Source organism: Enterobacter sp. ODB01 (genome assembly GCF_001623605.1).
In the GTDB taxonomy this organism is placed as follows: Bacteria; Pseudomonadota; Gammaproteobacteria; order Enterobacterales; family Enterobacteriaceae; genus Enterobacter; species Enterobacter kobei.
Genome location: NZ_CP015227.1, coordinates 898,014 through 920,713, shown reverse-complemented (window position 1 = coordinate 920,713; position 22,700 = coordinate 898,014). Strand labels below are relative to the sequence as shown.

At 53.9% G+C, this 22,700-nt stretch carries 27 protein-coding genes; 14 read left to right on the top strand and 13 right to left on the bottom strand.

Translation table 11 applies throughout. From position 1 onward, the window contains the following. Positions 1-21 precede the first annotated feature (21 nt). From rpoN to A4308_RS04375, 7 genes are read right to left on the bottom strand one after another with little or no spacing between them, the layout of a single operon-like run. A complete protein-coding gene (gene rpoN / locus A4308_RS04405; protein ID WP_014885396.1) occupies positions 22-1,455 on the bottom strand; it encodes an RNA polymerase factor sigma-54 in 1,434 nt (477 codons plus the stop codon). A 47-nt stretch (positions 1,456-1,502) separates the two neighbouring features. Then, positions 1,503-2,228 carry an LPS export ABC transporter ATP-binding protein gene (lptB, locus tag A4308_RS04400; protein WP_014885395.1) on the bottom strand — a complete coding sequence of 242 codons (726 nt, stop codon included), beginning with the start codon at positions 2,226-2,228 and terminating at the stop codon, positions 1,503-1,505. A 6-nt stretch (positions 2,229-2,234) separates the two neighbouring features. Next, positions 2,235-2,789 carry a lipopolysaccharide ABC transporter substrate-binding protein LptA gene (gene lptA, locus A4308_RS04395; protein ID WP_023331402.1) on the bottom strand — a complete coding sequence of 185 codons (555 nt, stop codon included), beginning with the start codon at positions 2,787-2,789 and terminating at the stop codon, positions 2,235-2,237. Next, on the bottom strand, positions 2,758-3,333 hold the full coding sequence (gene lptC, locus A4308_RS04390; RefSeq protein ID WP_014885393.1) for an LPS export ABC transporter periplasmic protein LptC: 576 nt from the start codon (positions 3,331-3,333) through the stop codon (positions 2,758-2,760). The genes lptA and lptC overlap by 32 nt, the downstream gene beginning before the upstream one ends. Next, complete coding sequence (kdsC, locus tag A4308_RS04385) at positions 3,330-3,896, bottom strand: 3-deoxy-manno-octulosonate-8-phosphatase KdsC (protein ID WP_023331400.1); 567 nt, start codon at positions 3,894-3,896, stop codon at positions 3,330-3,332. The genes lptC and kdsC overlap by 4 nt, the downstream gene beginning before the upstream one ends. 14 nt (positions 3,897-3,910) lie before the next feature. Continuing rightward, complete coding sequence (gene kdsD, locus A4308_RS04380) at positions 3,911-4,897, bottom strand: arabinose-5-phosphate isomerase KdsD (RefSeq protein ID WP_014885391.1); 987 nt, start codon at positions 4,895-4,897, stop codon at positions 3,911-3,913. A gap of 13 nt (positions 4,898-4,910) precedes the next feature. After that, positions 4,911-5,888: a calcium/sodium antiporter gene (locus A4308_RS04375; protein ID WP_014885390.1), complete on the bottom strand. Its 978-nt coding sequence runs from the start codon at positions 5,886-5,888 to the stop codon at positions 4,911-4,913. Positions 5,889-6,115: 227 nt separating this feature from the next. Here A4308_RS04375 and mlaF point away from each other — a divergent pair, with 227 nt between their 5' ends. The 7 genes from mlaF to murA all read left to right on the top strand — a co-directional run bounded on the left by mlaF (position 6,116) and on the right by murA (position 10,908). After that, positions 6,116-6,928 (top strand): phospholipid ABC transporter ATP-binding protein MlaF, encoded by an 813-nt coding sequence (gene mlaF, locus A4308_RS04370; RefSeq protein ID WP_014885389.1) that lies wholly within the window; start codon positions 6,116-6,118, stop codon positions 6,926-6,928. Between the two features lie 7 nt (positions 6,929-6,935). Continuing rightward, positions 6,936-7,718 (top strand): lipid asymmetry maintenance ABC transporter permease subunit MlaE, encoded by a 783-nt coding sequence (gene mlaE, locus A4308_RS04365; RefSeq protein WP_010436044.1) that lies wholly within the window; start codon positions 6,936-6,938, stop codon positions 7,716-7,718. Between the two features lie 4 nt (positions 7,719-7,722). Next, entirely contained in the window at positions 7,723-8,271 is a 549-nt protein-coding gene (gene mlaD / locus A4308_RS04360) for an outer membrane lipid asymmetry maintenance protein MlaD (RefSeq protein ID WP_014885388.1), read from the top strand. Between the two features lie 17 nt (positions 8,272-8,288). Next, positions 8,289-8,924 carry a phospholipid-binding protein MlaC gene (gene mlaC, locus A4308_RS04355; protein WP_014885387.1) on the top strand — a complete coding sequence of 212 codons (636 nt, stop codon included), beginning with the start codon at positions 8,289-8,291 and terminating at the stop codon, positions 8,922-8,924. Then, positions 8,924-9,217 (top strand): lipid asymmetry maintenance protein MlaB, encoded by a 294-nt coding sequence (gene mlaB, locus A4308_RS04350; protein WP_014885386.1) that lies wholly within the window; start codon positions 8,924-8,926, stop codon positions 9,215-9,217. Before mlaC ends, mlaB begins: the two co-directional genes overlap by 1 nt. Positions 9,218-9,343: 126 nt before the next feature. Beyond that, positions 9,344-9,598: a BolA family iron metabolism protein IbaG gene (ibaG, locus tag A4308_RS04345; protein WP_008501458.1), complete on the top strand. Its 255-nt coding sequence runs from the start codon at positions 9,344-9,346 to the stop codon at positions 9,596-9,598. Between the two features lie 50 nt (positions 9,599-9,648). Beyond that, positions 9,649-10,908, top strand: coding sequence for a UDP-N-acetylglucosamine 1-carboxyvinyltransferase (murA, locus tag A4308_RS04340; RefSeq protein WP_014885385.1), 1,260 nt, complete (start codon positions 9,649-9,651; stop codon positions 10,906-10,908). A gap of 61 nt (positions 10,909-10,969) precedes the next feature. On the opposite strand, the gene sfsB is transcribed toward murA, so the two are convergent. Beyond that, positions 10,970-11,257 carry a DNA-binding transcriptional regulator SfsB gene (gene sfsB / locus A4308_RS04335; RefSeq protein ID WP_014885384.1) on the bottom strand — a complete coding sequence of 96 codons (288 nt, stop codon included), beginning with the start codon at positions 11,255-11,257 and terminating at the stop codon, positions 10,970-10,972. Between the two features lie 229 nt (positions 11,258-11,486). Further along, complete coding sequence (gene ispB, locus A4308_RS04330; RefSeq protein ID WP_032629753.1) at positions 11,487-12,458, bottom strand: octaprenyl diphosphate synthase; 972 nt, start codon at positions 12,456-12,458, stop codon at positions 11,487-11,489. Between the two features lie 257 nt (positions 12,459-12,715). Here ispB and rplU point away from each other — a divergent pair, with 257 nt between their 5' ends. The 4 genes from rplU to cgtA all read left to right on the top strand — a co-directional run bounded on the left by rplU (position 12,716) and on the right by cgtA (position 15,543). Next, positions 12,716-13,027, top strand: a complete 312-nt coding sequence (rplU, locus tag A4308_RS04325; protein WP_003025032.1) for a 50S ribosomal protein L21 — start codon at positions 12,716-12,718, stop codon at positions 13,025-13,027. Between the two features lie 19 nt (positions 13,028-13,046). Further along, positions 13,047-13,304: a 50S ribosomal protein L27 gene (gene rpmA / locus A4308_RS04320; protein ID WP_004385076.1), complete on the top strand. Its 258-nt coding sequence runs from the start codon at positions 13,047-13,049 to the stop codon at positions 13,302-13,304. A gap of 95 nt (positions 13,305-13,399) precedes the next feature. Continuing rightward, positions 13,400-14,374, top strand: coding sequence for a DMT family transporter (locus A4308_RS04315; RefSeq protein WP_014885382.1), 975 nt, complete (start codon positions 13,400-13,402; stop codon positions 14,372-14,374). Further along, positions 14,371-15,543, top strand: coding sequence for an Obg family GTPase CgtA (gene cgtA, locus A4308_RS04310; RefSeq protein WP_014885381.1), 1,173 nt, complete (start codon positions 14,371-14,373; stop codon positions 15,541-15,543). Before A4308_RS04315 ends, cgtA begins: the two co-directional genes overlap by 4 nt. Positions 15,544-15,577: 34 nt before the next feature. Here cgtA and pmrB read toward each other — a convergent pair whose 3' ends face one another. From pmrB to dacB, 3 genes are read right to left on the bottom strand one after another with little or no spacing between them, the layout of a single operon-like run. After that, positions 15,578-16,621 (bottom strand): two-component system sensor histidine kinase PmrB, encoded by a 1,044-nt coding sequence (pmrB, locus tag A4308_RS04305; RefSeq protein ID WP_023331397.1) that lies wholly within the window; start codon positions 16,619-16,621, stop codon positions 15,578-15,580. After that, positions 16,618-17,280, bottom strand: a complete 663-nt coding sequence (gene pmrA / locus A4308_RS04300) for a two-component system response regulator PmrA (RefSeq protein ID WP_014885379.1) — start codon at positions 17,278-17,280, stop codon at positions 16,618-16,620. The genes pmrB and pmrA overlap by 4 nt, the downstream gene beginning before the upstream one ends. A 2-nt stretch (positions 17,281-17,282) precedes the next feature. After that, positions 17,283-18,716, bottom strand: a complete 1,434-nt coding sequence (gene dacB, locus A4308_RS04295; RefSeq protein WP_014885378.1) for a serine-type D-Ala-D-Ala carboxypeptidase — start codon at positions 18,714-18,716, stop codon at positions 17,283-17,285. A gap of 228 nt (positions 18,717-18,944) precedes the next feature. Between dacB and greA the strand changes: the two genes are divergently transcribed. Beyond that, the gene (gene greA / locus A4308_RS04290) at positions 18,945-19,421 is read left to right on the top strand and encodes a transcription elongation factor GreA (protein ID WP_014171793.1); all 477 of its coding nucleotides are present in this window, start codon (positions 18,945-18,947) and stop codon (positions 19,419-19,421) included. Between the two features lie 151 nt (positions 19,422-19,572). On the opposite strand, the gene yhbY is transcribed toward greA, so the two are convergent. Further along, on the bottom strand, positions 19,573-19,866 hold the full coding sequence (yhbY, locus tag A4308_RS04285) for a ribosome assembly RNA-binding protein YhbY (RefSeq protein ID WP_003861814.1): 294 nt from the start codon (positions 19,864-19,866) through the stop codon (positions 19,573-19,575). A 127-nt stretch (positions 19,867-19,993) separates the two neighbouring features. Between yhbY and rlmE the strand changes: the two genes are divergently transcribed. Both rlmE and ftsH read left to right on the top strand, forming a co-directional pair. Continuing rightward, a complete protein-coding gene (gene rlmE, locus A4308_RS04280; protein ID WP_045281408.1) occupies positions 19,994-20,620 on the top strand; it encodes a 23S rRNA (uridine(2552)-2'-O)-methyltransferase RlmE in 627 nt (208 codons plus the stop codon). A 102-nt stretch (positions 20,621-20,722) separates the two neighbouring features. After that, positions 20,723-22,657, top strand: coding sequence for an ATP-dependent zinc metalloprotease FtsH (gene ftsH, locus A4308_RS04275; protein WP_013098921.1), 1,935 nt, complete (start codon positions 20,723-20,725; stop codon positions 22,655-22,657). The last annotated feature ends 43 nt before the right edge of the window (positions 22,658-22,700 follow it).

The following is a 22,700-nucleotide window of genomic DNA, read 5'->3' as shown; positions in this document are numbered from 1 at the left end:
GTGTCTTCCTTATCGGTTGTGTCAGACCAGTTGTTTACGCTGGTTTGACGGCGGAATGGATAAAGACTCTCGATACTTCGCAACAGTACGACGTGCCACCATAATACCCTGATCGGACAGCATGGTGGTTAACTTACTGTCACTCAGTGGCTTCGCGGGGTTCTCCGCGGCGATCAACTTCTTCACCAGTGCGCGAATCGCCGTTGACGACGCTTCGCCGCCGCCCTCGGTACTCACGTGGCTGGAGAAGAAATACTTAAGCTCAAAAATACCGCGCGGACTGTGCAGATACTTCTGCGTGGTGACGCGGGAAATGGTTGATTCATGCATCTCGACGGCCTGAGCGATATCCGCCAGTACCATCGGTTTCATATATTCTTCGCCCTGCTCAAAGAATGCCTGCTGCTGTTCGACGATACAGCGGCTCACGCGAAGCAGGGTATCATTTCGGCTCTCCAGACTCTTGATCAACCATCGCGCTTCCTGAAGGTTGCTACGAATATATTGATTATCGGCGTCGTTGCGCGCGCTGGTGCACATGGAGGCGTACTGCTGGTTGATTTGCAGGCGAGGGATGCTGTCAGAGTTCAGTTCAACGACCCAGCGGTCGTTATGTTTTCTGACCAGCACGTCCGGGATCACGTACTCGGGTTCACTGGTCTGGATCGACTGACCAGGCCGCGGATCGAGCGACTGAATCAGATTCACCGCCTCTTTCAGCACCTCTTCTTTGAGGCGCGTAACGCGCATCAGGCTACGAAAGTCGTGGTTAGCGAGAAGATCCAGATGATCGCTGATGATTAAGCGTGCTTCGTCGAGCCATGGCGTCTCTTTGCTGAACTGAGAAAGCTGGATCAGCAGGCAGTCGCGCAGATCTTTCGCTGCCACGCCTACGGGATCGAAACGCTGAATACGTTTCAGAACGGCTTCAATCTCTTCCAGCTCAATCTCTTCATCGCCCATGCTCTCCAGAATGTCGTCCAGCGTGACGGTCAGATAGCCGGTGTCATCAACGGCGTCGACAATGGAGGTGGCAATGGCACGATCGGTATCGGAGAACGGGGTCAGCTCCACCTGCCACATCAGGTAATCCTGCAGCGACTGGGTGGTTTCGCCCTGATAAACCGGCAGCTCATCGTCCTGGTAGTCTGCACGCGTACCGGAAGGGGTGCCGGCGGTATAAATTTCATCCCAGCTGGCATCCAGAGGAAGCTCGTCCGGCATCTCTTTTTGTTCGAGTGCATCTGCGGTATCGAGCGATTCTGTATCCTGGGACTGCTGTGTATCTACCTCATCATGAAGATCGGCTTGCTCCAGCAGGGGATTGCTGTCCAGCGCTTGCTGGAGCTCCTGCTGGAGTTCTAAGGTGGACAGTTGCAACAGACGAATTGCCTGCTGTAACTGCGGCGTCATCGCCAGTTGTTGGCTGAGCCTTAATTGCAAACCTTGCTTCATGTTCAGAGCATTTTTCTCCGGTTCGGCGTTACGTTACCTCTACCCTATCAGAGTCTGAAGTCTTCCCCAAGATAGACGCGCTTAACATGATCGTTTTCGAGGATCTGCTGCGGCGTACCGTGGGCGATCAGATTGCCCTGGCTCACAATGTACGCGCGCTCACAGACGGCAAGCGTTTCACGCACGTTGTGGTCGGTGATCAGCACGCCAAGCCCGCTGTCACGCAGATGCTCAATGATACGTTTAATGTCGATGACGGAGATTGGGTCAACACCGGCAAACGGTTCATCCAGAAGGATAAATTTAGGGTTTGCAGCCAGCGCGCGCGCAATCTCAACACGACGGCGTTCACCGCCGGACAATGCCTGACCCAGGCTGTCGCGCAGGTGCTCGATGTGAAACTCTTCCATCAGCTCGTTGGCGCGATCCTGACGCTGTTCGCTGGTCAGGTCGTCACGAATTTGCAGAACCGCCATCAGGTTATCAAAGACGCTCAGGCGGCGGAAAATAGAGGCTTCCTGCGGCAGATAGCCGATGCCACGACGCGCGCGCGCGTGCAGTGGCAGCAGGCTGATGTCTTCATCATCGATGATGATGTTGCCGGCATCACGCGGGACAATGCCAACCACCATGTAGAAGGTGGTGGTTTTACCCGCACCGTTAGGGCCAAGCAGGCCCACAATTTCGCCGGAGTTGACGGTCAGACTGACATCTTCTACGACACGGCGGCCCTTATAGGCCTTCGCGAGATTTTTTGCAGTTAATGTTGCCATAACGAATTAGTTACTCTTCTTCTGTGCCGGGGCCTGACCCTTGCCTTTATCCTGCAGCTGAGACGGAACCAGCACGGTGGTTACGCGTTTGCCTTTCTCGCTGGAGGCCTGCATTTTTTGCTCTTTCACCAGATAGGTGATCTTGTCGCCGGTAATGTTGCTGTCCAGCTGTTCCAGATACGCGTTTCCGGTCAGGATAACCAGGTCTTTCGCCAGCTCATAGTGCATATGCGAGGCGCGGCCTTTCACCGGCTTGCCGTTGTCCTGCATCTGGTAGAAGGTGGCCGGGTTGCCGTAACCATCAATGATCTCTTTGCCCTGCTCGCCACCCGGACGGGTAACGACCACTTTATCAGCGTTAATTTTGATGGTGCCCTGCGTCATCACGACGTTACCCGTGAAGGTGACGACGTTACCCTGCATATCGAGGGACTGAGTGTCAGACTCGATGTGGATCGGCTGGTCGGTATCGCCCGTTACAGCAAGCGCGGGGAGACTGGCCGCCAGCATCGCGCTGGCGATAATTACTTTAAGGCTGAGTTTGTTTGTTTTGAATTTCATAGGAGGTTCTAACCTTTTCAATCAGCTCGGCGTTCTTGCTGCGTAAGTTCCCGCGCATTCTTAAACCGCTGGAATTAAATGTTGTGCCATACAGTGTGACCAGATCCTGCGAGGTCACGTCCTGGGTTACCAGGTTGATCTGGGCATTATCGGTCGTAATTTTCCGCAGTTGCGAGTCAGCGGTCAGGGCGTTGACTTCAACGTGGCCATACAGATAAAGCATACGGTCATTTGTCAGTTTGGCCCGATCTGACTTAATTGACCACGTCGGCACTTTGTCTTTATCGAATGTGGTCATGACGGGTTGGGTAAACCACGAAACGCCCTCATCGGAAAAATATTCCACATGCTGGGCAACCAGGCGATAGTTCAGCGCACCTTCCGGGCTATAGACCACGGTGTCGCTGTGATCGCTTTTGTAGGTTGGATCGTTATTGTTGATCACTTCCTTTTGCGTATCGTCGCGATCGGCCAGGTTCACGCCAATCAATACCAGTGCGACAAGCGAAAGCAGAATGATAACCCAACGTCTGGTTTTACTCATATTGATTGCCCTTTGGCCTCATCAAGCTTGCCCTGCGCCAGCAGAAGCAGGTCGCAGACTTCACGTACGGCACCGCGGCCACCGTTGATGTGGGTAACGTAGTCAGCGCGTGGGAGCAGCAGCGGGTGAGCGTCAGCAACCGCAATGCTGAGACCGACTTCAGCCATCACTGGCCAGTCAATCAAATCGTCCCCGACATAGGCCACGTTTTCCGGCGCGATCGCCAGTTTACCCAGTAAATCGTTGAACGCTGCCATTTTATCGGATTGCCCCTGATACAGATGGGTAATCCCTAAGGTTTCACAGCGGTCTTCTACCAGTTTAGCTTTCCGCCCGGTGATGATAGCCACCTCGATACCCGAGGTGAGCGCGCAGCGAATTCCGTAGCCATCGCGGACGTTAAACGCTTTCAGCTCTTCGCCATGATTGCCCATGTAAATCAGGCCATCGGAGAGTACGCCATCGACATCAAGGATGAGCAGACGAATATTTTCCGCCTTTGCCATCATCTGGGTACTAACCGGTCCATAACAGGTTGCAAGGGATGCACCCGCATTACTCATTGTCTTATCCTTCATTACACTACGCCTGCGCGCAGCAGATCATGCATATGTACCACACCCAGCAACTGGTCGCCATCGGCAACCATAACGGAGGTGATATGGCGGGACTGCATCAGGTTCAGCACATCCACGGCCAGCGTACCCGGACGCACGCGAATCCCGCCGGGCGTCATCACATCGGCAATGCCAAGTGTACGGACATCTACACCCATGTCGAACACGCGACGCAGGTCGCCATCGGTGAAGATCCCCTGAATTTTCATCAGGTCGTCACACACGACCGTCATGCCCAGATTCTTGCGGGTGATTTCCAGCAGCGCATCACGCAGGGAGGCCTCTTTACTGACGTGAGGGATCTCATCCCCGGTGTGCATAATGTCGTTTACCCGAAGCAGCAGCTTGCGCCCCAGCGCGCCACCCGGGTGGGAAAGCGCGAAGTCCTCCGGCGTAAAACCACGCGCTTCCAGCAACGCAACGGCAAGTGCATCGCCCATGACCAGGGCCGCGGTGGTACTGGACGTTGGCGCCAGACCGAGAGGACAGGCTTCTTTGGGTACTTTTACGCACAGGTGAATATCGGCTGCACGCGCCATGCTGCTTTCCGGGCGGCTGGTCATGCAAATCAGCGGCACCTGCAGACGCTTCAGTACCGGGATTAGCGCCAGGATTTCATTGGATTCACCGGAGTTGGACAGCGCGATGACAACATCCTGCGGCGTGACCATCCCCAGGTCGCCGTGTGCGGCTTCTCCCGGGTGGACAAAGAAGGAGGAGGTTCCGGTGCTGGCAAAGGTTGCCGCCATTTTGCGGCCAATATGACCGGATTTGCCCATCCCCATCACCACGACTTTACCGGCACAGTAAAACATCTTCTCACAGGCCAGACTAAAATCCTGATTAATGTACTGATCTAACTGCGCCAGACCTTCACGTTCAATCTCCAGAACGTCTTTGCCTGCTTTCTGAAAGTCAAAACCCGGCTGCAATTCTATTTGCGACATAATGCGTTTCCGTTTACCCAGAGAGAAGAGGCGAGAGCCAGTACAGCATCGCCATCCATACGATAAATCCACCTGTCAGCAGCGCACCTGCGCCTTTGCCGATCTGTCGTTGCCGCCGCCAGCAGAGCAGGGCGAATATCACGCTGACCAACAACATCACTCCGTAATCGCGAGAGAATGCCAGAGGGTTGAAGGGCCCTGGCGTAATCAGGGCCGGCAGACCCATCACAATCGCGATATTAAATATGTTGGAACCGATGATATTACCAATGGCAATGTCATCTTCCCCTTTACGTGCCCCCGCAATGGCGGTGGCCAGCTCCGGCAGGCTGGTGCCGATAGCAATCACCGTCAGGCCAATCGTCAGTTCACTCATGGCGAAAAAGTTCGCCAGCACCGTCGCGTTATCCACGACCATGCGCGTTGCCATCGGCATAATAATCAGCGCGACGCCAAGCCAGAGCAGGGCGACCGGTAGCGTACCTTCGCGCGGGAGTTCGGCGACCTGCTCACGCGTGAGGCTGTCATGACCCAGTTTCTCAGCCTGGCGGGCGATTTTAACACTATACAGCAGCCAAATGACGGCCAGCGCCAGCAGGAAAATGCCGTCGCTGTAGCTTAGTACGCCATCATAAAATACGCAGCCTGCCAGCAGACTTACGATTAACATTAGCGGCAATTCCCGGCGCAGAACATCAGAATGCACGCGAAATGGATGGAGCAGCGCCGCCAGGCCCAGGATCAGTAAGATGTTGACGATGTTAGAGCCAATCGCGGTGCCAATTGCAAGGTCTAACTGACCGTGCAACGATGCCGAGACAGAGACGATGATTTCAGGAAGCGACGTGCCAACACTGACAACGGTCATCCCGATGACAACCGGCGGTACGCCCGTCAGGCGACACAGGATTGATGCAGCAAACACTAAACGGTCAGCACTGTAGACCACCAAAAGTAAACCAATTATTAACAGTGCTGTTGCTAAAAGCATCAAAAGTCCTTTCTTCAGGTATACTTGTCGGTCCATCGCGCGGGAATGGCTGGACTGCATACGGTCTGAGGCGTAACGAATTCCTAATTTTGACTTTATGCGCCGGAAAAGTAAAACAAATGCCAGCTTTCGCTAACCTCAATGGCTAATATTCTGTAAAAATGCTGAGTTTAGGGCTGATTCAGGCTGCACGCTTAAACGTGAGCAGGGTAAGAAAGGAACCATAAATGAGCCAAACGATGGCGAATTTAGTCGATGTCCGCGGTGTGAGTTTCTCGCGTAGTAATCGATTGATATTCGATGATATTTCGTTGACCGTACCGCGTGGCAAAATTACCGCCATCATGGGGCCGTCCGGGATCGGTAAAACGACCCTTCTGCGCCTTATTGGTGGGCAGATACCACCTGATAGCGGTGAAATCCTCTTCGATGGCGAAAACATCCCGGAGATGTCGCGCTCGCGCCTGTATACTGTCCGCAAACGTATGAGTATGCTCTTTCAGTCGGGGGCGCTGTTCACCGACATGAACGTCTTTGATAACGTGGCTTATCCGCTGCGCGAACATACCAGCCTGCCGCCTGAACTGCTGAAAAGCACGGTGATGATGAAGCTTGAAGCTGTCGGTCTGCGGGGGGCTGCCAAACTGATGCCTTCAGAACTGTCTGGCGGGATGGCGCGACGTGCCGCACTGGCGCGAGCCATTGCATTAGAACCCGATTTAATCATGTTCGACGAACCGTTTGTCGGACAGGATCCCATCACGATGGGCGTGCTGGTGAAGCTTATCTCTGAACTGAACAGCGCGCTCGGCGTAACCTGTATTGTGGTGTCTCACGATGTACCGGAAGTGTTGAGCATTGCCGATTACGCCTATATCGTGGCGGACAAAAAGATCGTCGCACACGGCAGCGCCCAGGCGCTTCAGGAAAATTGCGATCCGCGCGTGCGGCAATTCCTCGATGGTATTGCTGACGGACCCGTACCGTTCCGCTACCCGGCGGGCGATTATCGTGACGATTTACTGGGATTAGGGAGTTAAGCCACTCATGCTGTTAAATGCGTTGGCCGCCCTTGGACACCGTGGCATAAAAACCATCAGGACGTTCGGGCGTGCCGGATTAATGTTATTCAACGCGCTGGTTGGCAAGCCGGAGTTTCGCAAGCACGCGCCTCTGCTGGTGCGGCAGCTTTATAATGTCGGTGTGCTGTCGATGCTCATCATCATTGTCTCCGGCCTGTTTATCGGTATGGTGCTGGGGCTGCAGGGCTACCTCGTTCTGACCACCTACAGTGCGGAAACCAGCCTCGGGATGCTGGTGGCGCTCTCACTGCTGCGTGAACTGGGGCCGGTTGTGGCGGCGCTGCTGTTCGCCGGTCGTGCAGGATCAGCACTCACGGCAGAAATTGGCCTGATGCGCGCCACCGAGCAACTCTCCAGCATGGAGATGATGGCGGTCGACCCGCTGCGTCGGGTCATCTCTCCGCGTTTCTGGGCGGGGGTGATCTCGTTACCGCTACTGACTATTCTGTTTGTCGCCGTGGGGATCTGGGGTGGTTCGCTGGTGGGGGTCCACTGGAAAGGCATTGATGCCGGTTTCTTCTGGTCCGCCATGCAGGATGCCATCGATCTGCGAATGGATCTGGTTAACTGCCTGATTAAAAGCGTGGTATTTGCCATTACGGTCACCTGGATCGCCTTGTTCAATGGTTATGATGCCATTCCGACGTCGGCGGGCATTAGCCGTGCAACTACACGTACTGTCGTACATTCGTCGCTGGCCGTACTGGGTCTGGATTTTGTGCTCACCGCACTGATGTTTGGGAATTGAGTTCATGCAAACGAGAAAAAATGAAATTTGGGTCGGCGTGTTTCTGCTGCTGGCGCTGCTGGCCGCACTGTTTATCTGTCTGCGAGCGGCGGATATCACCTCAGTGCGCACCGAGCCGACGTACCGTGTCTATGCCACCTTCGATAATATCGGCGGCCTGAAAGCGCGCTCACCGGTGCGTATTGGTGGCGTTGTTATTGGGCGTGTATCAGACATAACGCTTGATGAGAAAACGTATCTGCCGCGCGTTGCGATGGATATCGAAGAGCGTTACAACCACATTCCGGACACCAGCTCCCTGTCAATCCGTACTTCCGGCCTGCTGGGAGAGCAATACCTGGCACTCAACGTTGGCTTTGAAGACCCTGAGCTTGGAACGACTATCCTTAAAGACGGTAGCGTTATCCAGGATACGAAGTCCGCGATGGTGCTGGAAGATATGATTGGTCAGTTCCTTTACAACAGTAAAGGGGATGATAAAAAGTCTGACGATGCCCCTGCGCAGAGTGAAGACCATACCAACGCTGCGCCGACCCCAGGTGCGACGAATTAATTCAGGAGAAGTCATTCATGTTTAAACGACTGTTAATGGTTGCCATGCTGGTCATTGCTCCCCTGACTGCGGCTCATGCTGCGGATCAAAGCAACCCGTACAAACTGATGGACGAAGCTGCGAAGAAAACCTTCGACCGTCTCAAAAACGAACAGCCAAAAATTCGCGCGAATCCTGATTATCTGCGTGACGTGGTAGACCAGGAACTGCTGCCCTATGTGCAGATCAAATATGCTGGTGCGCTGGTGCTGGGACGTTATTACAAAGATGCGACGCCTGCGCAGCGTGAAGCCTACTTTGCTGCGTTCCGTGAATACCTGAAACAGGCGTATGGTCAGGCGCTGGCGATGTACCACGGCCAGACCTATCAGATTGCTCCCGAGCAGCCGCTGGGTGATGCCACCATTGTGCCTATCCGCGTGACGATCAACGATCCTAACGGCCGTCCACCGGTGCGCCTGGATTTCCAGTGGCGTAAAAACAGCCAGACCGGGCACTGGCAGGCCTATGACATGATTGCCGAAGGGGTAAGCATGATCACCACCAAACAGAACGAGTGGAGTGACCTGCTGCGCACCAAAGGTATTGATGGCCTGACCGCGCAACTGCAGTCTATTGCGCGTCAGAAAATTACTCTGGACGAGAAAAAGTAATGTCGCAGCAACTCAGCTGGTCGCGTGAAGGTGAGACGTTAAAGCTGTCCGGTGAACTTGATCAGGACCTGCTGAACCCACTGTGGGATAAACGCCACGACGCGATGCAGGGCGTGACGCTCATCGACTTAACCGACGTCACGCGGGTGGATACGGCAGGTGTTGCGCTGCTCGCCCATCTGGTCGCTGTGGGGAAAAAGCAGGGGACAAGCGTCAGGCTTCATGGCGCGAGCGATAATGTCGTTACCCTTGCCCAACTCTACAATTTGCCTCCGGACGTCCTGCCTCGTTAATATTTTCAGTGCGTTACTTCCGAAAGCCCTGACAGTTTCATCGTCGGGGCTTTTTGCTTGTTTAAGACGACGCCACTTTGCTCTAAGATGTTGGGCTTGTTTTCACTATCAGATGATTAAGAACCCATGGAAAATCATGAAATCCAGACAGTGCTGATGAATGCACTCTCCCTTCAGGAAGCCCACGTCACTGGCGATGGCAGTCACTTCCAGGTTATTGCTGTGGGTGAGATGTTCGACGGTATGAGCCGTGTGAAGAAACAGCAGGCTGTGTACGCGCCGCTGATGGAATATATTGCGGATAACCGCATCCACGCCCTGTCGATTAAAGCGTTCACCCCGCAAGAGTGGGCACGCGATCGCAAACTAAACGGTTTTTGAGCTGAGGGCGACAGGCCCGCAGCACGGTTGAATTTATAAGAGAGCACACAATGGATAAATTTCGTGTACAGGGGCCAACGCGTCTCCAGGGCGAAGTCACAATTTCTGGCGCGAAAAACGCCGCGCTGCCAATCCTCTTTGCTGCGCTGCTCGCGGAAGAGCCGGTAGAAATTCAGAACGTACCGAAGCTGAAAGATATCGACACCACCATGAAGCTGCTCACCCAGCTGGGCACGAAAGTTGAGCGTAACGGTTCCGTCTGGATCGATGCCAGCAACGTGAACAACTTCTCTGCGCCTTACGATCTGGTGAAAACCATGCGTGCATCCATCTGGGCGCTTGGCCCGCTGGTGGCTCGTTTTGGTCAGGGTCAGGTTTCACTGCCGGGCGGTTGCGCCATCGGTGCGCGTCCGGTTGATCTGCATATCTATGGTCTGGAGAAACTGGGCGCTGAGATCAAGCTGGAAGAAGGTTACGTTAAAGCCTCCGTCAACGGTCGTCTGAAAGGCGCGCACATTGTCATGGACAAAGTGAGCGTGGGCGCAACCGTCACCATCATGTCTGCGGCAACGCTGGCAGAAGGCACGACCATCATCGAAAACGCCGCGCGTGAACCAGAGATTGTGGATACTGCCAACTTCCTCGTGGCGCTGGGGGCGAAGATCTCCGGCCAGGGTACTGACCGTATCACCATCGAAGGCGTTGAGCGTCTGGGCGGCGGTGTGTATCGCGTTCTGCCCGACCGTATCGAAACCGGCACCTTCCTGGTGGCCGCAGCGATCTCTGGCGGTAAGATTGTTTGTCGCAACGCGCAGCCTGATACCCTGGATGCGGTGCTGGCGAAACTGCGTGATGCAGGCGCGGATATCGAAATCGGCGAAGACTGGATCAGCCTCGATATGCACGGTCAGCGTCCAAAAGCGGTCAATGTACGTACGGCGCCGCATCCGGCGTTCCCAACGGACATGCAGGCGCAGTTCACCCTGTTGAACCTGGTTGCCGAAGGGACAGGCTTCATCACAGAGACCATTTTCGAGAACCGCTTTATGCACGTACCGGAACTGATCCGTATGGGTGCGCATGCTGAGATCGAGAGCAATACCGTGATTTGCCACGGCGTGGAGAAACTGTCAGGTGCTCAGGTGATGGCAACCGATCTGCGTGCGTCTGCAAGCCTGGTGCTGGCGGGGTGTATTGCGGAAGGTACTACGGTGGTGGATCGTATTTACCACATCGATCGTGGTTATGAGCGTATCGAAGACAAACTGCGCGCGCTGGGTGCCAATATCGAGCGTGTGAAGGGCGAGTAATCGTTCCGGCAGCCCCCTGCCAGAGATGACCGGGGGGTTGCTGTTCCTGCTAAAAAGCGCGTTATTCCTGTGGTTCTTTCTTTAACTTTCTCTGGCGCATCATGCGCGTTCTGTCGATGAATTCATGGGTAATGGGATCGTGGTAGCGCGAGGGCCAGATCACCCACGGGTGCGTTTCCAGCGCCGTCGCGATAATTAATTCTCCCTTTGGCCAGGGGCGGGTCAGGGCGTTGGCCAGGGTGGAAGAACTCAGACCATGGCGGCGGGACTCTGCTGCCAGTGACGTCCCTCTTTTGCGCAGTGCCGCAATGATATCTGCCGTATGCCAGTCGATAAATTTCGTATCCATAACGCTGTCCTTAAGTGCGGATTCACCTACGCCGTTTCTTCTGAAACGACTGGCTTACTATACCCATTTCAAACTCTTGTTCTAAAAAGTTCGCGTTACTTGAAGGGATATTCAGAATAAGACATGCCTTTATTCATGCGGTCTCTAAACCGATGAATTTACATGAATACGGAATTTACTGGGGTGTTTTAGAACCTCCCCGCGATGGAAACGGGGAGGCGTGAAAGGATTAACGATCGCGTTGAACAGCGATGTGGGCAAGGCCAATAAGGGCATCACGCCACGGGCTGTCTGGAATAACCTGAAGGGCAGCGATGGCTTTATCAGCCTCTTCTTCGGCACGCTGACGCGTCCATTCCAGTGAACCGCAGATCGCCATAGTTTCCAGTACCGGTTCCAGAAGATGGCGACCATTTCCCTGTTCGATCGCCTCACGGATCATTTTCGCCTGATCTGCAGTTCCGTTGCGCATCGCATGGAGCAGCGGCAGGGTCGGTTTGCCTTCGTTCAGGTCATCGCCCACGTTTTTGCCGAGCGTTTCGCCGTCCGCACTGTAGTCCAGCAAATCATCAATTAGCTGGAAGGCTGTCCCCAGATAGCGACCATAGTCCTGGAGCCCTTTTTCCTGAGCCTCAGAACAGCCAGCCAGAATGCCGGAGCACTGCGCGGCCGCTTCAAACAGGCGTGCTGTTTTGCTGTAGATGACGCGCATGTAGTTTTCTTCAGTGATATCCGGATCGTTGACGTTCATCAGCTGCAGCACTTCGCCTTCAGCGATGACGTTTACGGCTTCTGACATCACTTCCAGCACTTTCAGCGAGCCCAGGCTGGTCATCATCTGGAAGGCGCGGGTATAGATAAAATCCCCGACCAGAACGCTGGCGGCATTACCGAAGGCGGCATTGGCCGTGGCCTTACCGCGACGCATATCGGATTCATCCACAACATCGTCATGCAGAAGCGTCGCTGTGTGAATAAATTCGATCAGTGCGGCGATCGTGACGTGGGCATTTCCCTGATAGCCAACGGCTCTGGCAGCCAGAATGGCAATCATCGGGCGAATGCGTTTACCGCCGCCGCTGACAATGTAATAGCCCAACTGATTGATCAACTGAACGTCAGAGTTGAGTTGCTCCAGGATTGCTGCATTCACACCCGCCATATCTTGCGCGGTTAACTCATTGATTTTTTCTAAATTCATCGCAAAAGCCGGGCTTTTCATCCTGTTGATCCCATCTTCAATGGGGTAACGAAGGGTTTCGGTTTATCAATAGTAGTGCTGATTGTACTGAAAAAACGGCTCAGATAAACGTTACCGTACGTGTTGTGTTTTTTTTCTTCATGTATTGATGGTAGCACTTGTCAAAGGCTCGCGTTTTGCGTAATATTCGCGCCCTATTGTGAATATTTATAGCGCACTCTGAATCATACGAGGATGTGCGCGGAAGCGGAGTTTATATGTACGCGGTTTTCCAAAGTGGTGGTAAACAACACCGAGTAAGCGAAGGTCAGACCGTTCGCCTGGAAAAGCTGGACATCGCAACTGGCGAATCTGTTGAGTTCGCAGAAGTTCTGATGATCGCAAACGGTGAAGAAGTCAAAATCGGCGTTCCTTTCGTTGATGGCGGCGTTATCAAAGCTGAAGTTGTTGCTCACGGTCGTGGCGAGAAAGTTAAAATCGTTAAGTTTCGTCGTCGTAAACACTACCGTAAGCAGCAGGGCCACCGTCAGTGGTTCACTGATGTGAAAATTACTGGCATCAGCGCCTAAGACCTGAGGAGAGATTTAAATGGCACATAAAAAGGCTGGCGGCTCCACACGTAACGGTCGCGATTCAGAAGCTAAACGCCTGGGCGTTAAGCGTTTCGGTGGCGAATCCGTTCTGGCGGGTAGCATCATTGTTCGTCAACGTGGTACCAAATTCCACGCTGGCAACAACGTAGGTTGCGGTCGTGACCACACTCTGTTTGCTAAAGCAGACGGTAAAGTGAAATTTGAAGTTAAAGGCCCGAACAACCGTAAATACATCAGCATCGTTGCTGAGTAAGGTTTTCTCGGTCCGGTAACGGATTAAAGCCCCGCAACGTGTTGCGGGGCTTTTTACATTGGAAACCCGGAAAATTTTCTGTAGGGAAAACGGGCATGAAGCAGCAGGCCGGCATTGGTATTCTTTTGGCGCTCACGACCGCAATGTGCTGGGGTGCGCTGCCAATTGCAATGAAGCAAGTACTGGAAGTGATGGAGCCGCCTACGGTGGTCTTTTATCGCTTTCTGATGGCAAGCATCGGCCTCGGCGCCATTCTGGCTATCAAAGGTAAGCTTCCGCCTTTGCGACTTTTCCGCAAACCGCGCTGGCTGGTGCTGCTGGCTATCGCGACGGGCGGTCTGTTTGGTAACTTCATCCTGTTCAGCTCTTCTCTGCAGTATCTTAGCCCTACAGCGTCACAGGTGATTGGTCAGCTTTCACCTGTGGGCATGATGGTCGCCAGCGTGTTTATCCTCAAGGAGAAGATGCGTGGGACGCAGATTATCGGGGCGAGCATGTTGCTGTGTGGTCTGGTGATGTTCTTTAACACCAGCCTGATCGAAATTTTTACCCGCCTGACGGATTACACCTGGGGTGTGATTTTTGGTGTGGGAGCAGCTACGGTCTGGGTAAGCTATGGCGTCGCGCAAAAGGTGTTATTGCGGCGCCTGGCCTCACAGCAGATCCTTTTTTTGCTGTACACTTTATGTACAGTTGCATTATTGCCGTTAGCAAAGCCGGGGGTCATTACCCAGCTGAGCGACTGGCAGCTGGCGTGCCTCATTTTTTGTGGGCTTAACACGCTGGTTGGTTATGGCGCGCTTGCTGAAGCAATGGCGCGCTGGCAGGCAGCACAGGTTAGCGCATTGATCACGCTGACTCCGCTGTTTACCCTGTTATTTTCAGATTTGTTATCAATGGCCTGGCCCGATGTCTTCGTCAGACCGATGCTCAACCTGTTGGGCTATCTCGGTGCGTTTGTCGTGGTTGCGGGCGCGATGTATTCCGCCATTGGTCATCGTCTTTGGGGACGTTGGCGCAAAAATGAAGCGGTCCCCGCTCAGGCGAATGAGTTACGGAGAGTAAAATGAAGTTTGTTGATGAAGCAACGATCCTGGTTGTGGCTGGTGATGGCGGCAACGGTTGCGTGAGCTTCCGCCGTGAAAAATATATTCCTCGAGGTGGCCCGGATGGCGGCGACGGCGGGGATGGTGGTGATGTGTGGCTGGAGGCGGATGAGAACCTCAACACGCTGATCGACTACCGTTTCGAAAAATCCTTCCGCGCTGAACGTGGTCAGAACGGTCAGAGCCGCGACTGTACCGGTAAACGCGGTAAAGACGTGACCATTAAAGTGCCGGTTGGTACGCGCGTGATTGACCAGGGCACCGGTGAAACCATGGGTGACATGACCAAACACGGTCAGCGCCTGATGGTTGCAAAAGGCGGCTGGCACGGTCTGGGCAATAGCCGCTTCAAATCGTCCGTTAACCGTACTCCGCGTCAGAAAACGATGGGAACGCCGGGCGATAAGCGCGATCTGCAGCTGGAGCTGATGCTACTGGCAGACGTGGGCATGCTGGGTATGCCAAATGCCGGTAAATCGACCTTTATTCGCGCGGTTTCTGCGGCGAAACCAAAAGTGGCGGACTATCCGTTTACCACGCTGGTACCGAGCCTGGGTGTTGTCCGTATGGATAACGAGAAGAGCTTTGTTGTTGCTGACATCCCGGGTCTGATCGAAGGTGCAGCGGAAGGTGCCGGTCTCGGCATTCGCTTCCTGAAACACCTTGAGCGTTGCCGCGTACTGCTGCACCTCATTGATATCGATCCTATTGATGGTTCCGATCCGGTTGAAAATGCCCGGATCATCATCGGTGAGCTGGAAAAATACAGCGAAAAACTGGCGTCTAAACCGCGCTGGCTGGTCTTCAACAAGATCGACCTGATGGATAAAGCTGAAGCGGAAGCGAAAGCTAAAGCGATTGCTGAAGCGATGGGCTGGGAAGATAAATACTACCTGATCTCCGCGGCAAGCCAGGTTGGCGTGAAAGACCTCTGCTGGGATGTGATGACCTTTATCATCGAAAACCCGGTTGTTCAGGCTGAAGAAGCGAAACAGCCAGAAAAAGTCGAATTCATGTGGGATGACTACCACCGTCAGCAGCTCGAAGAGCTGGAAGCGGAAGAGGAAGACGACTGGGACGATGACTGGGATGAAGACGACGAAGAAGGTGTCGAGTTCATCTACAAGCACTGATATCTGTCTAAAGCCCCCATTCCGGGGGCTTTTTTTATTCCAGCGTTGAGGGGAGCCAGCAGCTTGCTATCAGGCCGCCTTCAGCACCGTTCTCCAGCGCCAGCTTACCGCGGTGGAGTTGCAGGATACGCTGTACGATACTCAGGCCCAGGCCGCTACCGCCGTAGCGCTGATCAAGCCGACGGAACGGCTCGGTGATCGACTGTCGATGTGCTTCATCGATGCCGGGCCCCTGATCGCTCACGCTGACCAGCGTACCTCCCGCAACCTCGGTTAGTGCCACGGTGATTGTTGTGCCTGGTGGACTGTAACGTCCGGCATTTTCCAGCAGGTTACGCAGCATCAGTCGCAAAAGCACCGCGTCACCCTGCACCGTAAGGGTACTTTTGGCCGGCCATATCACCGTATGTTCTTTGGCTTCATGCTCAAGACCAAGGGGCGTTATGATCGTGTCCGTCCAGTTAATGGTCTCATAGTGACCGCTCGCCATCGCCTGTCCGGCACGGGCCAGCATCAGCAGTTGTTCAACGGTATGCATGAGCTGATCGATACGGCTGATTAACGTTGTTGCCTGCGGAGAGCCTGACTGCGCCATTAACTCCAGATGAAGCCGGATCCCGGCCAGTGGCGTTCGCAGTTCGTGGGCGGCGTCTGCGGTGAAGAGACGCTCCTGCTGAATGGTACTGTCCAGCCTGGCGAGTAGCTGGTTGAGAGAGGTGGTAACGGCGCCTATTTCTTCCATGTCGGAATACATAGGCAGCGGCGTTAAGTTATCCGCCGAACGATTAGCGAGGCTGTCGCGGAGTTTATTCAGAGGCCGGGTTATCCAGGTGACCGCCCAGAATGAAAACAGCAGTGTGAAACTGACCATCACCAGGGAAGGGACCAGAAGAGATGCAATCGCCTCGCGGATCTCTTTTTCGACATGGTTATTGCGGGCTTTTGCAGACAGCGTTTCATTCACCAGAAAGCCAATCTGCTCACGGCTTTCATGCCACAACCAAATCACGCTTATCAGCTGGAAAAATAACAGAATGACCGCCAGCAACACCATTAATCGCCGACGCATGCTGTTCATTTCTGGCTCTCCAGACGATAGCCAACGCCGCGGACGGTTTTTATCCTGTCTTTGCCAAGCTTGCGACGCAGGTTATGGATGTGGACTTCCAGGGTGTTAGAGCCGGGATCGTCCTGCCAGGAGTAAATGTCCTGTTGCAGCGTTTCACGGTGCACCGTTTGCCCGCTGCGCATAATCAGGCGGGTCAGGAGGGCGAACTCTTTTGGGGTCACTTCAACGGGCTGGGACTGACGCAGTACCTGCTGGGTTTGCAGATTGAGCGTGATGTCGCCGTCCGTCAGCAGATTATCGCTGTGCCCCTGATAGCGCCGGATAAGCGCCCGCACGCGGGCCTGAAGTTCTGCGAGCGCAAAGGGCTTCACCAGATAGTCATCTGCGCCAGCATCGAGGCCGGTAATACGATCTTCAATCGCATCGCGTGCTGTCAGGATCAACACCGGGTTAGCGATGCCGCGCCGACGCCATTGGGTGAGCAGCGTCGCGCCGTCTTTGTCCGGCAAACCCAAATCGAGGATCACCAGACTGTACTCGCCGCTCTGGATCAGGGAATCCGCCTCTGCCGCGGTACCGGCACAATCCAGAGCATACCCTTCGTTGGCAAGCCCCAGCGCGAGTCCTTCCTGCAATAACAGATCATCTTCAACTATGAGTAGTTTCATCGCTAGTTATTCTGATAAATGTCTTTATAAAGCCTGCTTTCGAAGCGAACCAGCGGAATACGACGGTTGCGCTGATCGGTCGGTTCGACGGCATAGCCGGAAAGATACTGTACGAAGGCCATGCGTTGTCCGCTGGCTGTCGTGATGAACCCTGCAAGATTGTAAACGCCCTGCAGTGAACCTGTTTTAGCGGATACTTTGCCATCTACGCCGGCCGCGTGAAGCCCGGCGCGATACTGCAGAGAACCGTCATGCCCGGCAAGCGGCAGCATTGAAATAAAGTTTAGCTCAGAGTCATGTTGTGCAATGTACTGAAGCACTTGCATCATGGTTGCCGGTGCGATCAAATTATGACGCGATAATCCGGAACCATCGACAGCAATGGTATTACCCAGATCGATTCCCGCCTGTTGGCGCAGGATCTGGCGCACAGCGTCTGAGCCCGCGCGCCAGGTTCCCGGCACGCCAAAACGCGCGTGGCCGATCATGCGGAACACCGTATCAGCAATCATGTTGTCAGACTTTTTCAGCATAATTCGCAGCAAATCGTGCAGCGGAGGCGACTGTTTGCTGGCGATGACCGTTCCGGGCTGGTTGACCTGCGTCTGGCGGAGCAGCGTACCGGAGTAGCTAATGCCTGCCTGCTTCAGTTCATCCTTCAGAATGGCACCCGCGTAGCTCGCGCCATCTTGTATTGCAAAGGCCAGCGGCAGGGGATCGGCGCGCTGGGTCAGACAGCCGGTGAGCGTGAAACGGTTAAGATCGCCAGGCACCACGTCCAGTTCACAATACTGGGCATCCGGGGAGCCTTTGGCCAGCGTACGCACCTGGCTAAACATGGTCACCGGGTAGTAGGATGCCACGCGGATAAACGCTAAATCATCCGGTTTGGGCGCGCTGTAAAGGGAAATTGAAAAGCAGTTGCGGTCAACAATCGCGGCGGCGGGTGGTGCGCTAAAGCATTGCGTCATGTCGTTCCACGGCCAGCCTGGCGCTTTATCATGGCTGGCAAAAATCGAGGTGTCGATCAGCACGTTACCCTCGATTTTCGTCACACCGGATTTTTTCAGCACCGCCACCATATTGCGGATATCCTGGCGCTTAAAGGTCGGATCGCCGCCAAAACGGGCAATAAGATCGCCCTTCAGTACACCGCCCTCAATGTTGCCTTTGCTCTCAAGCGTGGTGGTAAAACGAAAGTCAGGGCCGAGCTGAAGCAGCGCGGCGAGGGCCGTGATCACCTTTTGGGTACTGGCAGGCAGCGCCATCTGTTGACTGTGATAGTCAATCTCTGGCGTCTGCGCCCCGACCTTCTGCACCATCAATGCAAGGTTAGCACCTGCGGGTAGCTGATTAATGTACTCATCAACATTCGCGGCCTGAACGCTGAACGCTATACTGGTAGTCAATCCGATGATAAATCTGGAAAATCGCATAATCTCGCGCTAACAACCCGAAAACAAACCGTCATACTACGGTGCATAGCACTGCAAAGTAAACGATGACCCATAGTGAACTTCGCGGTAAAATGCGTATCAAATTGAAAAATTGCTGCTGACCTGGGGCGTTGCTCCCGGGTCGGTTTTCTTTTTGCTTCTTGCCCGCTTAGGGGGGCAGGGGCAGGGAACACTGCTCCCAACAGGAATGTTTAAGAGGTATAACAAATGCAAGCTATTCCGATGACCTTACGTGGTGCCGAAAAACTGCGCGAAGAGCTGGATTTCCTGAAATCCGTTCGTCGCCCTGAAATTATCGCCGCTATCGCGGATGCGCGTGAGCATGGCGACCTGAAGGAGAACGCTGAATACCATGCGGCGCGTGAGCAGCAGGGCTTCTGTGAAGGACGTATCAAAGATATCGAAGCAAAACTGTCCAATGCGCAGGTTATCGATATCACCAAGATGCCTAACAATGGGCGTGTGATCTTTGGTTCAACCGTGACCGTGCTGAACCTGGACAACGACGAAGAGCAGACCTATCGCATCGTGGGTGATGATGAAGCAGACTTCAAACAGAACCTGATTTCCGTGAACTCTCCGATTGCTCGCGGCCTGATTGGCAAAGAGCAGGATGATGTTGTTACCATTCGCACGCCTGGCGGTGAAGTGGAATACGAAATTATTAAGGTTGAATACCTGTAATTCGCATCTCTGGTAAGATGTTGATACATTGTAAAGAAAAGAAAAAGGCCGCATAGCGGCCTTTTATCAACTCAAGGAGCATGGCATTTTGCTCGCCTGCTGACAGAAATCCCTCGTTTCACACAGAAAATGTGTTCGATTCAGGATATCCTTAGCGTGGCAGCGAGATTTTACGCTCTTTAGATGGGCGGTAGAGCACCAGCGTTTTACCGATGACCTGTACATTACAGGCGCCGGTTTCGCGCACGATGGCTTCCACGATCAGGTTTTTAGTGTCTCTGTCTTCAGAGGCGATTTTCACCTTGATCAGCTCGTGGTGTTCCAGCGCTTGTTCAATCTCGGCAAGCACCCCTTCGGTCAAACCATTGTTGCCAAGCATCACTACAGGCTTGAGCGGATGTGCCAGACCTTTAAGGTGCTGTTTTTGTTTAGTACTCAGATTCATCGTATATTTTTGCTTACGTTGGGATTGAAAACGGTTCATTCTACCGCCATCTCCCTTATATCGCCAAATAGCTGCGTAGAAATTTACGTCACAGGCAGGTAACGATGAACCAGGACGGAAATGTTAAATGACAGGTAAAAAGCGTTCTGCCAGCTCCAGCCGCTGGCTTCAGGAACACTTTAGCGATAAATATGTTCAACAGGCGCAGAAAAAGGGGTTGCGTTCCCGTGCCTGGTTTAAACTTGATGAAATACAGCAAAGTGACAAACTTTTTAAGCCGGGGATGACGGTTGTTGACCTCGGTGCGGCACCTGGCGGATGGTCCCAGTATGCGGTAACGCAGATCGGCGGAACGGGCCGAATCATCGCGTGCGATCTTTTACCAATGGATCCTATCGTCGGTGTCGACTTCCTTCAGGGCGACTTTCGTGATGAATTAGTGCTTAAAGCGTTACTTGATCGTGTAGGTGACAGTAATGTCCAGGTTGTCATGTCAGATATGGCACCAAATATGTGTGGAACACCGGCGGTGGATATCCCCCGCGCCATGTATCTGGTGGAGCTAGCGTTAGAAATGTGTCGTGATGTACTAGCGCCTGGTGGTAGTTTTGTTGTGAAGGTGTTTCAGGGCGAAGGTTTCGAGGAGTATCTTAAGGAAATTCGCTCCCTGTTTGCGAAGGTCAAAGTTCGTAAGCCGGACTCTTCCCGGGCCCGTTCCCGCGAAGTGTATATTGTAGCGACCGGGCGAAAATGATAACCGGTAGATTTCAGGCGAAAGTTTGAATGAAACTGGATATAGAGTATCCTGACGCTGTTTTTAACACAGTTGTAATATGAGGTTAATCCCTTGAGTGACATGGCGAAAAACCTAATACTCTGGCTGGTCATTGCCGTTGTGCTGATGTCAGTATTCCAGAGCTTTGGGCCCAGCGAGTCGAATGGCCGCAAGGTGGATTATTCTACCTTCCTGCAGGAGGTCAATCAGGACCAGGTTCGCGAAGCGCGTATCAACGGACGTGAGATCAACGTTACCAAGAAAGATAGTAACCGTTACACGACTTACATCCCGGTGAACGATCCTAAGCTGCTTGATAACCTTCTGACCAAAAACGTCAAAGTGGTAGGCGAGCCGCCAGAAGAACCAAGCCTGTTGGCTTCAATCTTCATTTCCTGGTTCCCGATGCTGCTTCTCATCGGCGTCTGGATCTTCTTTATGCGCCAGATGCAGGGCGGCGGTGGCAAAGGTGCCATGTCGTTCGGTAAGAGCAAGGCGCGTATGCTGACGGAAGACCAGATTAAGACTACGTTCGCTGACGTTGCAGGTTGTGACGAAGCGAAAGAAGAAGTCGGTGAACTGGTTGAATACCTGCGCGAGCCGAGCCGTTTCCAGAAACTGGGCGGTAAGATCCCGAAAGGCGTGCTGATGGTCGGCCCTCCGGGTACCGGTAAAACCCTGCTGGCGAAAGCTATCGCAGGTGAAGCGAAGGTACCGTTCTTTACTATTTCAGGTTCTGACTTCGTCGAAATGTTCGTGGGTGTGGGTGCATCTCGTGTGCGTGACATGTTCGAGCAGGCTAAGAAGGCAGCACCGTGCATTATCTTCATCGATGAAATCGACGCCGTAGGCCGCCAGCGTGGCGCGGGCCTGGGCGGTGGTCACGATGAACGTGAACAGACTCTGAACCAGATGCTGGTTGAGATGGACGGCTTCGAAGGTAACGAAGGTATTATCGTTATCGCCGCAACTAACCGTCCGGACGTACTTGACCCGGCGCTGCTGCGTCCAGGCCGTTTCGACCGTCAGGTTGTGGTCGGTCTGCCAGATGTTCGTGGTCGTGAACAGATTCTGAAAGTGCACATGCGTCGCGTACCGCTGGCGCCAGATATCGACGCGGCAATTATTGCGCGTGGTACCCCGGGCTTCTCCGGTGCGGATCTGGCTAACCTGGTCAACGAAGCTGCTCTGTTCGCCGCTCGCGGTAACAAGCGCGTGGTGTCCATGGTGGAGTTCGAGAAAGCGAAAGACAAAATCATGATGGGTGCGGAACGTCGCTCCATGGTGATGACGGAAGCGCAGAAAGAGTCCACGGCATATCACGAAGCCGGTCACGCGATTATTGGCCGCCTGGTACCGGAGCACGATCCGGTACACAAAGTGACGATTATTCCGCGCGGTCGTGCGCTGGGTGTGACCTTCTTCCTGCCTGAAGGCGACGCGATCAGCGCCAGCCGTCAGAAACTGGAAAGCCAGATTTCAACCCTGTACGGTGGTCGTCTGGCGGAAGAGATCATCTACGGGCCGGAACATGTTTCTACCGGTGCGTCGAACGACATTAAAGTGGCGACAAACCTGGCACGTAACATGGTCACTCAGTGGGGCTTCTCCGACAAACTCGGTCCGCTGCTTTATGCAGAGGAAGAGGGTGAAGTATTCCTGGGCCGCTCCGTGGCAAAAGCGAAACATATGTCCGATGAGACGGCTCGTATCATCGACCAGGAAGTGAAAGCGCTGATTGAACGTAACTACGGTCGCGCGCGTCAGATCCTGAACGACAATATGGACATCCTGCATTCGATGAAAGATGCGCTCATGAAATATGAGACCATCGATGCACCGCAGATTGACGACCTGATGGCTCGCCGCGAAGTGCGTCCGCCAGCAGGCTGGGAAGACCCAGGTGCTTCCAACAATTCTGACAACAATGGCACCCCGCGTGCGCCGCGTCCGGTCGATGAACCGCGTACGCCGAACCCGGGCAACACCATGTCAGAACAGTTGGGCGACAAGTAAGTCACTGCTGTTGAAGCGTTTGTCTGTATCTCAAACCCTGGAG